Raw genomic sequence first — 12,218 nt, forward strand, 5'->3', positions numbered from 1 at the left:
AAACAAGACAGCGCCATACCGCAGACAAACTGGGGTAGGGCGCTTTGAGTGATGTATCATCACAGGCTAATTATTTGCCAGCGATCTCATCATAGTAGCGTTTCGCCCCTGGATGTAGCGGCGCTACCAAGTTTTCTTGCGCGCTTTGGGCGTTGATATCAGCGGCTGCTTGGTGTGCGGTTTTTAGCTTGTCTAGGTTTTCAAAGAAGACTTTGGTGATTTTATAGACATCATCATCGCTTAAATCTTTTTGGACAACCAAGGCATTCATGATGGCAGCCGTCGGTACTGCTTCAGTATTGCCATAGGTGTCTTTTGGAATTTCCATCGGGATAAAGAATGGCTTGTCTTTGGCGATCTCGGTCAATTTATCCGTTGGGATGCTGACCATGGTCAAATCAAAGCCTTGTTTTAGCTCCATCAGTGATGAATTTGGCAAGCCACTGGTCAAGAAAGCTGCGTCTAGCTTGCCTGCTTTTAGGCTGTCTGATGCTTCAGCATAGCCTAGGTAATCCACTTTGATGTCATCATAAGTGATGCCAAAGCCTTCTAGTAGCGCGCGTGCAGCGACTTCTACGCCTGAGCCTTGAGCGCCGACCGCGACGCGTTTACCGCGCAGATCTTCGATGCTCTTGACACCTGATTTGGTGGCGGCAGCGATTTGGACATAGTTTGGATACAAGGATGCGATCTGTGCGACATTGTCAATCGGCGCGCTAAAATTGCCTGTACCGCTCACCGCTTCACTCAGCGCGTCACTCATCACGAATGCTGCTTCGACTTTCTTTTGCTGTAGCAGATTTAGGTTCTCGACCGATGCGCCTGTGGTTTGGGTTTTTGAGTTCACGCCAAAGGTCTGCGCGTAGATTTCGGTCAATGAAGTGCCGATGATGTTATAAGGACCTGACGCACCGCCTGTGGCAAGGGTCAAAAATTTGGTCTGTAGCTTATCATCTGCAACTGCAGCGGCAGTCTCACCACCAGCGGCATTTGAGCCTTTGTCGCCGCTACACGCAGTCAAAACGGTCGCAGATAAAGCTAGGGCTAGGGCAGTTTTTAACACAGTTTTGCTCATCACATTCTCCATATTATCCAAGCAAATGAGTGGTTATAGCGTCACATCAAAAACCACTTAAGTGGTAAAAATGTCATGACAACTCCCCATAAGATACACAATATTGTAATGATAGTACAGTAAAATTTACCGACAAGTGTGATTTTGGACATATTTTGCATGATTTTTTGGTATAACTGTGATGAATATGCATAAAAAAACGCCCAAAAGTATCACACTTTTGGGCGGTCAAATTGCGACTAAATTACTTCTTCTCTTCACGCACTTTATTGACTAGAAAATCAACCACTTGCGGTACTTTGGCATCTTCACCCGAGACCACATATTTACCTTGGACGACGACCGCTGGCACGCCAGTCAGCTGATAGCGCATCGCACCTGCTTTGGCGCGCTCGATTTTCGTGGTGACGGCGAATGAGTTGTATAGGCTGTTAAATTTCGCCTTATCCACACCTTGAGATGCATACCAGTTGGCAAGATTGTCTTGTGTGCCGATCACTTGGCGCTTGCCTTCTTTATGCACAGTGTCAAACAAAGCCTGATGGGTCTTTTCTTGCGCGCCCAATTGCTGAGCAGCATAAAAACCGCGCGCTGCCACTTCCCATTGCGAGTTCATCGCTGCTGGGGTTTGGAAAAATGCCACATCTTTGGCGCGCGTTTTCGCCCATTTTTGCATATGTGGTTCTAGGTTGTAGCAGTGTGGGCAGCCATACCAAAAAAACTCACGCACGACGATGACATCGCCAGCGATATTTTCTGGATTTGACAACACTTGATAATCCTTGCCTTCAACAAAGTTGGCGTGGCTAAGTGTCGCAAGACCAACAGCGGTCGCAAGTAATGTTGTTTTTAGTGCAAATTTCATAATTAAGTTCCTTGCCAAATAAAATAAATCGTACCAAGCGACAAATTCATCTTGGTCACATGAGATGCTGTATAGTTTAGCCTATTTTTGGGCAAATGTGGCGTTTGTTTTCTTAATGATTCGTTGCAGTTTGTGTAAATTTTTGTGGATTTTGCTAAAAGTCATGCAAGAATCTATGTCAATAATTAGAATTTTAGCAAAAATATCACGCTGATGTGAGAATTTTGGTGACTTATTGGGTGACAAAAGACAGGGCGGTGGATGGTATCTGTCGACAAATTTTTGGCGACTAAAGTAGTCAAAAACCACAAAAAATGCTAAGATGGTGCTATTTGAAATTGAAAAACAATTAAGGTGTCTCATGCAACACAACCAAGCCACAACCGCCAACAATGCTGACTTTGATGAGATTGGCAAATTCACTAAGCTTGCCGATGAGTGGTGGGATCGTATGGGGGCATTCAAGTCCTTGCATGACATCAATCCGCTACGCCTAAACTGGATCGAAGATCGCACCAATGAGCATCTAGGCTCGCCGCTACAGGGCAAAAAAGTCGTGGACATTGGCTGCGGTGGCGGGATTTTGGCGCACTCGATGGCGGTGCGTGGTGCAAGCGTGCTAGGCATTGATCTGGGTGATGAGAACCTAAAAGCCGCTACCATCCATGCTGATAAAACAGGCATGAGCGAGCAGGTGCAGTTTCGCTGTGTGCCGGCTGAAGTCTTAGCAAGCGATGAGGCTGAACAATATGATGTGGTGACCTGCATGGAGATGCTTGAGCACGTGCCTGATCCATCGGCGATCGTGCAGGCGTGTTTTGATTTGACCAAGCCTGGTGGCGTGTGCGTGATGAGTACCATCAATCGCAATCCAAAATCCTATCTGTTCGCCATCGTCGGTGCTGAGTATGTACTCAATCTGGTCGATAAAGGCACGCATGATTATCATAAATTCATCACGCCAGCAGAGCTTGACCAGATGGCACTGCGAGCAGGCTTTCGCCGATTTGACATGACAGGTCTGCATTATAATCCGATCACCAAGCATTATTGGCTGTCAAATAGCAATGTCGATGTCAATTATATGATGGCATTTACCAAGCCAAGCGAGTAACTGATGAAAAAACTGCAAGCGGTCTTATTTGACCTAGATGGTACGCTGATTGATACTGCGCCTGATTTTATTCGTATTATCAAGGACTTATGCCGTGAAGATGGGCGAGAAGCTCCATCGGATGCTGCCATTCGTGAGCAGGTATCGGCAGGTGCGCGTGCGATGGTGAAGCTGATTTTCGGTGAGAAATTTGCTGATGTGGCGGATGATGATCCTGAATTATTGAACTATCGCCAAGTGTTTTTGGATCGGTATCAGGCGGATATTTGTGTTGATAGCCAAGTGTTTGCAGGGCTTGATCAGCTTCTGATCAGTCTTGAAAATCAAGGCGTGCCGTGGGGTATCGTGACCAATAAGCCGCGCTATTTGGCAGAAGAATTACTTGCCAAACTTACCCTAGATACACGCTGTGCGGTGTTGGTCTGCCCTGATGATGTCAAAAATACCAAACCTGATCCTGAGCCGATGTACCTAGCTTGCGACACTATCAAGGTCGATCCAGCGGCGTGTATCTATATTGGTGATCATCATCGCGACATCGCAGCAGGCAAGGCGGCAGGCATGACGACCGTGGTAGCAAAATTCGGCTATCTGTCGGCAGATGATTTGGCAAATCTTGATACTTGGGGCGCGGATGCCGTGCTTGATACGCCACATGATTTGACCAAGTGGGTGCTTGAGCGAGTGTAATTTAGCTTTTGTCAATTTGCCAAAACTACATTTGTCATTTATTTTGTACAAAGTTTAAATACTGATTAATCAGCCATGTATCTGCAAGTGGTGCGTACAACGCATCCTACAGCGTGCCACATGGCAACAACGGAACAACCATGACAACACAAACCATCACGCACGAGCAAATGCGTGCTTTTGATTACCAAGCCGATAGCCTAGCAGGCAAAATCATCCTAGTCACCGGTGCGGGCGATGGCATTGGCAAGGTAGCGGCATTGACCTATGCCAAATGCGGTGCGACCGTGCTACTGCTTGGCAAGGCCCAATCCAAGCTTGAAGCGGTGTATGATGAGATCGAAAACTTGGGGCTTGCTGAGCCTGCGATTTTGCCACTGGATTTAGAAAAGGCCAGCTTTGCCCAGATGCAAGAGCTTGCCAATCTGATCGAAAAAGAATTTGGCCATTTAGATGGTGTACTGCACAATGCGGCGATTTTGGGCGCTTTGACACCGCTTGAGATGTATGATCCGATTACCTTTGAGCAGGTAATGCGTGTGAACTCAACGGCGGTATTTATGCTCACCCAGAGCCTATTTCCGCTACTGCGCGCGGCGGCAAGTGGTTCGGTGGTATTTACTAGTAGTACAGTGGGGCATGATTTGCGTCCGTTTTGGGGAGCGTATGCACTCTCCAAGCAGTCTGTAGAGGGCATGACTACCATCTTTACCCAAGAAACTCAGAATATGACCGCCCTACGCTTCAACTGCATCAATCCTGGGGCGACACGCACCAATATGCGTGCACACGCGTTTCCAGGTGAAGATCCTTATACGCTAAAAACCCCTGAAGAAATCATGGCGGTGTATGTGTATCTGATGACCGATGCCGCAGCAGGGGTCAAAGGGCAAGTGATTGATTGCCAACCGAAATGATGTGGCACATTTCCCCAAAATCTTTGTAAAATTTATCAAAATCACAAAATAGCTGCTCATCGTATCATTTGGGCGGCTGTTATTTGTATCTGTTTTGTGGTGTTATGACGGTTGTTTTTTGGCAAGCGGTTGATTTGATCGTGCAATTTAATTACACTATCCTAAATTTATAAACCAATTTATCAAAACTAACCCAACCCACTGGTATTCCCGTGAGCTTATTTCAAAATTTGCTGATCATCGCAGCCTTAATCCTAACTTCCAGCTTTTTCTCGATTTCAGAGATTGCACTGGCAGGCGCGCGTAAAATCAAGCTTAAGCTACTGGCAGAATCGGGCGATGAGCGTGCCGAAAAGGTGCTGAAGCTCCAAGAAAATTCTGCCGATTTTTTTGCGACTTCGCAGATTGGTCTAAACGCCGTCGCCATCTTGGGCGGTTCGGTGGGTGAGGGTGCGTTGCGTCCTTATTTCATCGACTGGATTGGCATGGTGTATCAGGGCGAATGGCTTGAGAGCATTGCGTTTTTTGCATCATTTATCATCATCACTTTGCTATTCATTCTCTATGCTGATCTGATCCCCAAGCGTATCGCGATGATCAATCCTGAGCGTGTGGCACTGGCGGTGATTAATCCGATCAATCTGACCATCAAGGCGGTCAAGCCTTTGGCGTGGTTTATCAATGCCATTGCCAATTTGACCTTTAAGATTTTCAAGGTCAATACCGCGCGCGATGATAACATCACTTTCGATGACATCTCAGCCATCGTCGATGCTGGCGCAGAAGCAGGCGTCTTGATGGAGCAAGAGCAGCACTTTATCGAAAATGTCTTTGAATTAGAAGAGCGTACCGTGCCATCATCGATGACGGCGCGTGATGATGTGGTGTTTTTCACCCTTGGCGAGAGCGAGGACAGCATCCGCCAGAAGATCGCTGATTATCCATATTCCAAGTTCTTGGTGTGTAATGAGTACATCGACCAAGTCATCGGCTATGTCGATACCAAGGATATTTTGGTGCGTCTGCTCAATCAGCAATCGTTTTTTCAGCTTAATGAATCGACCATCCGCAATGTGCTGATCATTCCTGATACGCTTACTCTGTCAGAACTGCTGGACAAATTCCGCGCAAGCAATGAGAAAATGGCGGTGGTGATCAATGAATACGCGCTCGTCGTTGGCCTGATCACGCTGTCGGACATCATGATGACGGTGATGGGCGACTGGGCATCGGCTGAGCCTGAAGATCAGCAGATCATCCGCCGTGATGAAAATTCGTGGTTCATCGATGGCATCACCCCGATTGATGATGTCAAGCACGCACTGGATATTGACGAATTTCCAGATTGGGATCATTATGAGACCTTGGCGGGCTTTATCATGTATCGCTTGCGTAAGATTCCACGCCTAGCGGACTGGGTGGAGCATGAGGGCTATAAATTTGAGGTGGTGGACATCGATCATTATAAGATTGACCAGCTGCTCGTGACCCGACTTGTGCCAAAACCAGAGGCTAACGACTAACCTAACCAAGCTACATCCATCATAAGCGAATGCATAAAAAATGCGTTCGCTTTTTTTTGTGGGCGGGATTTGAGCAAATTTTGCACAATTTTAAATTTAATTAATAAAATCAATGTATTATAAAAATCGCCCCAAAATTTTCAATTTTTAAAAATAGTATACTATTTTTACTTGTTATTGACATAACAAGTAAAACAATCTCTGGTTAAAAATTTTTAACTAAAGCTTGCGTATGAGCCGATGGTCATTGATACGGTATAGCATAGACTATTGGCTGATGTTGGGTGTGTCAATGGCAGGTATTTTATTTAGCTGTTAATAGGATTTTAGCATGAGCGAAGTGGCAAGTGCAGTGAATACACTGCGGTATTTTCATGGTCAGGCAATGTTTGTGTATTGCCAATATCAATATCAGCATCAAGAAGGTAAGCTTAATAATACTGAGTTATGGGGTGATGCAACCAGCGGATATGACCCTGATAATCGATGGGGTGATGGTGGCCAGCTGGTTTTAAAACAACGATTCCAACACGCCTTTGATTATATCATTAAGCACTCTCCAACTGGCAGACCATTGACGCAAGCTGACTTTGATGCGGCTGAGGTCAAAGATTTGTTGGCTCAGGGCTTTCAGACAACAGATGTAGAAAACTTCTATCTGCTACCGGAATGGGTATTGCCATTTTGCGATCCAAGCTTGTTGGTGCGTATCTGTGATTATGAGGGTCTTGGCGAAGAACAAGCCTTTGATGAGTATGCAAAAGCAAGTATTGGGCACATTGGATATCAAAATGTGGGCATCTTTGTAACATCTGGCAACTAACGAAATAGGATTTATGATGGATAGAAATGAATTATTGACGCACTTCACTGAGGCGTATACAGATTCGCTCAATAGTAATATTGCTAAAATTTTGAATACCAATGAAGATGATACGTGGTTGTGGCTTACTGATATCAGGGTGCACATCCGCTCGTGTCTTAATGGGAATTATGTTCCTGGTGATGGGCCAGTTGGCTATACAGGCGAAATGCTAAAAAAAGTACTGAATCTGTTTACACAAGAAGAGCTGCTTAATTTGGGCTTTTGTGTACATCAGCATCAGGGTCGTGAGCTATATTTGGTTCCGTTTTGGCTATTAAACACAATCAAAGCTGATTTTGCACTCGAGACGATTCGAGTTGATACAGCATCAGGTGAGACGTTGAAGCTTGATTATTCGGTGAGTGAACAAGATGTACCTTTGGCTGCTGGTACACCATGCATGGCATTGGCAATCGAGCTATCACCGCAGCCATCAGTAGAGGCGGCTGATGCGGTGGATTTGGTTAAGTATTTTAATATCCCATCAGCTGACGAGCTGTTTGAAGAGCACGTTACCGAAGTGACGCTTGATGATTCTCTGAGTGTCGAAGAGATTCGCCAAGAAAGCCTAAAAGGGCTAACTTATTATCGTGACAAAGTGCTTGGTGTCGCCAGTCGCTTGCATTTTCGGAAAGAGTTTGCCGATGACCTTGAATATTGGGGCGAACCTGAAGAAGAGGAAGATGATTATGAAGATTATGAAGATTACGACGACGAAGATGAAGACAATGGCAATGCTGAAAACGATTGGGGTAAGCAGCCACCACACTGGAGTCATTTGAATGAAACGCTTGTGTTTGATTCTGAGATTGGCATGCTGACTGAGAGGGACTTATGTTTCCTTGATCCATCAGTACTAAAAGAGTTTGGTTTTTTAGAGCGAGTGCATCCAGTTTATCAGCGTCCAATCTATTTGATCCCGCTTTGGATTACTCCATTTATTGATGATGATATGAAGATTTATCATGAGTCTGATACGGGAAGTGGTTCTCTTTTTAAATACAGAGATAACTGTAGTTTTAATGATACAACGGGTTATGGCATATTTTTATTTTCAGAGTAAATAAGGGGATTGACAATGATTACACAAGAACAAGTGGTAACGCTATTAAATGATGCTCGTAATTATACATTAAAAAAGGGGCTGTACTAGAATAACTCTCATGTTATACTAGTTTTATGAAGATAACCCATTGTAAACTAAGTAAAAAAGTACAAAAAAGACTGCTTGAATTTTTTGTACTTGAAGTTACTGCTCGTTCGGCAGCTGATTTACTACAAATACACCCAAATTCAGCAGCTTTATTCTATCATAAAATCAGACTTGTGATAGAATACCATCTTAATCTTGAGGCTAAAGAATTGTTTGATGGCGAAATAGAGCTTGATGAAAGCTATTTTGGCGGCATTCACAAAGGCAAGCGTGGTCGTGGCGCTGGTAGTAAAACAGCTGTTTTCGGTCTTTTAAAACGCAACGGTAAAGTCTTTGTGGTTGTGGTTAAAGACACCAAGACTAACACGCTAATGCCTATCATCACAAGCAAAATCAAGCCTGATAGTATTGTTTATACAGACTGCTACAAAAGCTATAATGCTCTTGATGTAAGTGATTTTAAGCATTTTAGAATTAACCATTCCAAAGAATTTGCAAAAGACCATAATCACATCAACGGCATTGAGAATTTCTGGTCGCAAGCCAAGCGTGTTTTAAGAAAGTACAATGGCATTGACAAGAAACACTTTCATCTTTTTATCAAAGAATGTGAGTTTCGTTTTAACTATGGTACACCATCTAATCAGCTTAAAGTATTGAGAAGATGGTGTGGGATTTAGGCTAATCTAGTACAGCCCCTTAAAAAAAATTGGCATAAATCGCGTTTATGAAGATTCGACTTATTTTCTGACTGAGGAATTGTTAAGGTCTTCCAATGGTATTTATGAATATATAGAAAAAGAGTTTAATGGCAATGAACCCGAAGGCTTTGATTGCCAAGCTTTCTTTGATGTATTGAGTGATGAACAGCTGATCGATTATGGCTTTGTCGCCAAGAAAGCGGTCAATGGCGAGACGGTGTATTGCTTACCGACTTGGCTATATCCTTTGTTTAGCGGGGATTTGCTTTTTGATACAAAGCTTGAGTTGGTCGATGTTTCGGATACGACATCGTTCAAATTGGTTAAATTTGCAGATTATGAGCTTGGTACTCAGCCATTTTTGACTGACCAATCGCCGATTATTAATTTGGCATTGGCGATCCGTCGTGGTACGGGTAGCGAGCAGGTGCAAATCGCTGATGATGCGGTGAAAGCTCGTGTGACTGCCAAATTCCAAAACCGCATTGCTCTAGGTATGATGACAGTGTATGTCGCCATGCATCCTGAGCTGACTTTGGCGGATTTAAAGAAACAATTCCCAATGAAAGACATCTGCCCTGATGCAGGTATCGAGCATCTGTTCTTTAGTGAAAGCGAAATCAATGAACTGATTGCAACTGGCAAAGATTGGTTCGTTAATGGCAATGCCTGTTTTACCAAAGAGGGCGAATGGCTAGTCTTGGGCAATGGTGATAAGGTCGCCTTTAATAAAATGTGGTCAGGTAAGAGCCTAGCTCGCCTACAAGCAGAACTGGCGGAGTTTGGCATTGTTGGCGGTGTTGGTGATGTGGACAAATCACAGACTGTCGCAGGGTTTGATGTCGTTTATAATAACAAGTAAATCATCTTGCTGTTGGGATTGATACAGGTCACATCAATCCAATTAATCACGCCATCCAAGGTGTATGCTTTGGGTGGTGTGTCAAAACCTAATTTGGGCGGTTGTTTATTATGGTATGCAATCGACCATTTTTTTATTTGTCGCTCATTTGAGTTATTCGCTTGAAACAAGGATAAATCATGAAAAAAATCACCAAGGCTCATGTTATTGGCAAAAGCCAAAATCGCACTGCGCTTGGGATGATGTCTGCCTATATCGCCATGCATCCATCAATTGCTAGTGTTGATGAGTTACGCAGTCACTTCCCAATGAAAGACATCTGCCCTGATGCAGGTATCGAGCATCTGTTCTTTAGTGAAAGCGAAATCAATGAACTGATTGCAACTGGCAAAGATTGGTTCGTTAATGGCAATGCCTGTTTTACCAAAGAGGGCGAATGGCTAGTCTTGGGCAATGGTGATAAGGTCGCCTTTAATAAAATGTGGTCAGGTAAGAGCCTAGCTCGCCTACAAGCAGTATTGACAGACCATGCTATCACTGGTGAGGTGGATAAAGCGATCAAGCCTGCCATAGGTTATGAAATCCGTTATGAATATGTCGATGATGTGCCACAAACATCGAAGGTATCTTCACAAGTGGTGAAGCCTAAGTCATCGACAGCGGTCATCGTCGTGGGGGTGGTGCTCGTCTTTGCGGTGTTAGCATGGATTGCAATGAAGTCAGCGTGAGATTATTTGGTGTGTGATGTTAAATTTATCTGAGCTAATTACAAGGTTTTTTGATGAATATCTGATTGATCCAGAGATTGAGCTGTATAATGAGTTTTCTTTACAGCATGAACTGGGATTTTTTCTTAGAACGATTTTGCCAAAGGATTATAAAGTCCAATTTGAACGCAATATCAAATCATTGGTCGCTTCGCCACCGCCTGTACCAAGATATATCAAAAAAGAAATTGATCTGTGTATTTTTAGTCGAGATATGAGCGAAAAATACGCCATCGAGCTAAAATTTATTGCTTATGGTCAGACGCCTGAGATGATGTACGGCTGCGTCAAGGATCTTCGCTTTATGGAGGAGGTTCGGCAGAGTGGATTTGCTGGGGCGGTCAGTTTGTGTGTCACCACTGAGCCAACCTTTTATCAACCCAGTCAGAAAAAAGGCGGTATTTATAAATTTTTCCGTGGTGGTCGACCGCTGAGTGGTCGAATTTTTAAACCCACAGGACATCGTGAAAATCGAGAATCTATCTTGTTGCAAGGCAATTATCAAATCGCTTGGCATGAGTTTAGTCAAGCATACAGCCCGACTTGTCCGCCGAATCGTAAGCCAATCGTGGCTTATTGCATCGTTGAGGCAAAGGGCTAGGCAGGGGACTGTTGCGACTTAATCATCCCCATCAACTCCCCATCCCATGTTTGCCATACAGCATCATCCACCATCTGCCCAAAGATCATCTCAAGACGGCTATCGGCTCTCTCGTCAGTGTCGCTGATGCTGATGCCGTCAGGGGCGATATTGAGCATCAGCCAGCCTTCGGTGGTGTGGATGATGCCTTTGATACGTAGATAGTTAGGGCGTGACAGTAGCCATTTTTGTAGATCGTAGCTGTCAAATTGCCACTCGGCAGGCAGTCGCCAACCGCCGACATGATGCTCACCGATGCGCTCATGATAGCGATAGGGCAGGCTGATGGGCGCGTCCGCTGGGGTGTTGTTGGCGGGCTGATTTGGTGCGCCCAGTGCGACCGTGCGAGCAGGGAGCGTGCTGTGATGTGGTAGATCCAGTAAGGCTTGCAAGTCATCATCTGCACCATCCAAGATGATCTTGGCATGCGGATTGATGGCGCGAATCCATGCGCTCAGCGCTGCCACATCGATGCCATCGGTGCGATTGCATAGCACGACATCGGCGTGGCGCACATGGGCGATGTAGCCATCGTGCGTGCGGTATTTGTCCTGTTGCCACTGCGTTCCTGCGACGACGCACAGCACCGCTTGTAGTTTCAGGCTTGCTTGCCAATGCGCCGCGCCAAGCTGACCGAGCAGCTCATCAGGATGGGCAAGTCCTGTCGGCTCGATGATCAGGCGGCTAGGCTTATGATCACCAAGCAATCTGACCAAGGCAATCTGTAGTGGCAGCTGCCCTGTACAGCAGATACAGCCGCCACTGACTTCTTTGATGGCGATGTCATCATCTTGGGTAATCAGGCTGCCATCGATGCCGATTTTGCCAAATTCATTGATCAATAGTGCCCATTTATCATCGCTCAGTTTGTGAGTGATGAGCGTGTTTAATAGCGTGGTTTTGCCTGCACCCAAAAAGCCTGTGATGATGGTGGTTGGTGTGGCGATGATGGGCTGTAGGTTCATGAGCATCCTTGGGTGATTTTATGGTCTATAAAATTTAAAAATAATACTGCGTCCGCGCGTCTTGCTGTACTACCTGCACTA

The 12,218-nt window shown here is 45.0% G+C and carries 13 protein-coding genes; 10 read left to right on the forward strand and 3 right to left on the reverse strand.

Annotated elements, in window-relative coordinates:
- Window positions 1-70: 70 nt before the first annotated feature.
- Both NKU06_RS04705 and NKU06_RS04710 read right to left on the reverse strand, forming a co-directional pair.
- On the reverse strand, window positions 71-1,075 hold the full coding sequence (locus tag NKU06_RS04705; RefSeq protein ID WP_254729141.1) for a TAXI family TRAP transporter solute-binding subunit: 1,005 nt from the start codon (window positions 1,073-1,075) through the stop codon (window positions 71-73).
- A gap of 244 nt (window positions 1,076-1,319) precedes the next feature.
- On the reverse strand, window positions 1,320-1,940 hold the full coding sequence (locus NKU06_RS04710; protein ID WP_253224526.1) for a thiol:disulfide interchange protein DsbA/DsbL: 621 nt from the start codon (window positions 1,938-1,940) through the stop codon (window positions 1,320-1,322).
- A 361-nt stretch (window positions 1,941-2,301) separates the two neighbouring features.
- Between NKU06_RS04710 and ubiG the strand changes: the two genes are divergently transcribed.
- The 10 genes from ubiG (at window position 2,302) to NKU06_RS04760 (ending at window position 11,133) form a co-directional block, all read left to right on the forward strand.
- Window positions 2,302-3,054: a bifunctional 2-polyprenyl-6-hydroxyphenol methylase/3-demethylubiquinol 3-O-methyltransferase UbiG gene (gene ubiG, locus NKU06_RS04715; protein ID WP_254729142.1), complete on the forward strand. Its 753-nt coding sequence runs from the start codon at window positions 2,302-2,304 to the stop codon at window positions 3,052-3,054.
- A 3-nt stretch (window positions 3,055-3,057) separates the two neighbouring features.
- Entirely contained in the window at window positions 3,058-3,744 is a 687-nt protein-coding gene (locus tag NKU06_RS04720; protein WP_371928026.1) for an HAD family hydrolase, read from the forward strand.
- A 140-nt stretch (window positions 3,745-3,884) separates the two neighbouring features.
- Complete coding sequence (locus NKU06_RS04725) at window positions 3,885-4,661, forward strand: YciK family oxidoreductase (protein ID WP_254729143.1); 777 nt, start codon at window positions 3,885-3,887, stop codon at window positions 4,659-4,661.
- A 212-nt stretch (window positions 4,662-4,873) separates the two neighbouring features.
- The gene (locus NKU06_RS04730; RefSeq protein WP_254729144.1) at window positions 4,874-6,184 is read left to right on the forward strand and encodes a hemolysin family protein; all 1,311 of its coding nucleotides are present in this window, start codon (window positions 4,874-4,876) and stop codon (window positions 6,182-6,184) included.
- A 331-nt stretch (window positions 6,185-6,515) separates the two neighbouring features.
- The gene (locus tag NKU06_RS04735) at window positions 6,516-7,007 is read left to right on the forward strand and encodes a hypothetical protein (protein ID WP_254729145.1); all 492 of its coding nucleotides are present in this window, start codon (window positions 6,516-6,518) and stop codon (window positions 7,005-7,007) included.
- Between the two features lie 13 nt (window positions 7,008-7,020).
- Entirely contained in the window at window positions 7,021-8,112 is a 1,092-nt protein-coding gene (locus tag NKU06_RS04740; protein ID WP_254729147.1) for a hypothetical protein, read from the forward strand.
- Between the two features lie 116 nt (window positions 8,113-8,228).
- Window positions 8,229-8,882, forward strand: coding sequence for an IS1595 family transposase (locus NKU06_RS04745; RefSeq protein WP_254729149.1), 654 nt, complete (start codon window positions 8,229-8,231; stop codon window positions 8,880-8,882).
- 79 nt (window positions 8,883-8,961) lie between these two features.
- The gene (locus tag NKU06_RS04750) at window positions 8,962-9,765 is read left to right on the forward strand and encodes a hypothetical protein (protein ID WP_254729151.1); all 804 of its coding nucleotides are present in this window, start codon (window positions 8,962-8,964) and stop codon (window positions 9,763-9,765) included.
- Between the two features lie 179 nt (window positions 9,766-9,944).
- Window positions 9,945-10,493: a hypothetical protein gene (locus NKU06_RS04755; protein ID WP_254729153.1), complete on the forward strand. Its 549-nt coding sequence runs from the start codon at window positions 9,945-9,947 to the stop codon at window positions 10,491-10,493.
- Window positions 10,494-10,509: 16 nt separating this feature from the next.
- Window positions 10,510-11,133 carry a hypothetical protein gene (locus NKU06_RS04760; RefSeq protein ID WP_254729155.1) on the forward strand — a complete coding sequence of 208 codons (624 nt, stop codon included), beginning with the start codon at window positions 10,510-10,512 and terminating at the stop codon, window positions 11,131-11,133.
- Here NKU06_RS04760 and NKU06_RS04765 read toward each other — a convergent pair.
- Entirely contained in the window at window positions 11,130-12,137 is a 1,008-nt protein-coding gene (locus NKU06_RS04765; protein WP_254729157.1) for a GTP-binding protein, read from the reverse strand. The two genes, NKU06_RS04760 and NKU06_RS04765, sit on opposite strands and share 4 nt — an antisense overlap.
- Between the last annotated feature and the right edge of the window lie 81 nt (window positions 12,138-12,218).

Origin of the sequence: Moraxella sp. FZLJ2109, from assembly GCF_024296965.1 — a bacterium.
Classification (GTDB): Bacteria; Pseudomonadota; Gammaproteobacteria; order Pseudomonadales; family Moraxellaceae; genus Moraxella.

Coding starts and splice junctions, on each gene's coding strand:
- NKU06_RS04705 (WP_254729141.1), bottom strand. CDS start 1,075: ATGAGCAAAACTGTGTTAAAAACTGCCCTAGCCCTAGCTTTATCTGCG.
- NKU06_RS04710 (WP_253224526.1), bottom strand. CDS start 1,940: ATGAAATTTGCACTAAAAACAACATTACTTGCGACCGCTGTTGGTCTT.
- ubiG (WP_254729142.1), top strand. CDS start 2,302: ATGCAACACAACCAAGCCACAACCGCCAACAATGCTGACTTTGATGAG.
- NKU06_RS04720 (WP_371928026.1), top strand. CDS start 3,058: ATGAAAAAACTGCAAGCGGTCTTATTTGACCTAGATGGTACGCTGATT.
- NKU06_RS04725 (WP_254729143.1), top strand. CDS start 3,885: ATGACAACACAAACCATCACGCACGAGCAAATGCGTGCTTTTGATTAC.
- NKU06_RS04735 (WP_254729145.1), top strand. CDS start 6,516: ATGAGCGAAGTGGCAAGTGCAGTGAATACACTGCGGTATTTTCATGGT.
- NKU06_RS04740 (WP_254729147.1), top strand. CDS start 7,021: ATGATGGATAGAAATGAATTATTGACGCACTTCACTGAGGCGTATACA.
- NKU06_RS04745 (WP_254729149.1), top strand. CDS start 8,229: ATGAAGATAACCCATTGTAAACTAAGTAAAAAAGTACAAAAAAGACTG.
- NKU06_RS04755 (WP_254729153.1), top strand. CDS start 9,945: ATGAAAAAAATCACCAAGGCTCATGTTATTGGCAAAAGCCAAAATCGC.
- NKU06_RS04760 (WP_254729155.1), top strand. CDS start 10,510: ATGTTAAATTTATCTGAGCTAATTACAAGGTTTTTTGATGAATATCTG.
- NKU06_RS04765 (WP_254729157.1), bottom strand. CDS start 12,137: ATGAACCTACAGCCCATCATCGCCACACCAACCACCATCATCACAGGC.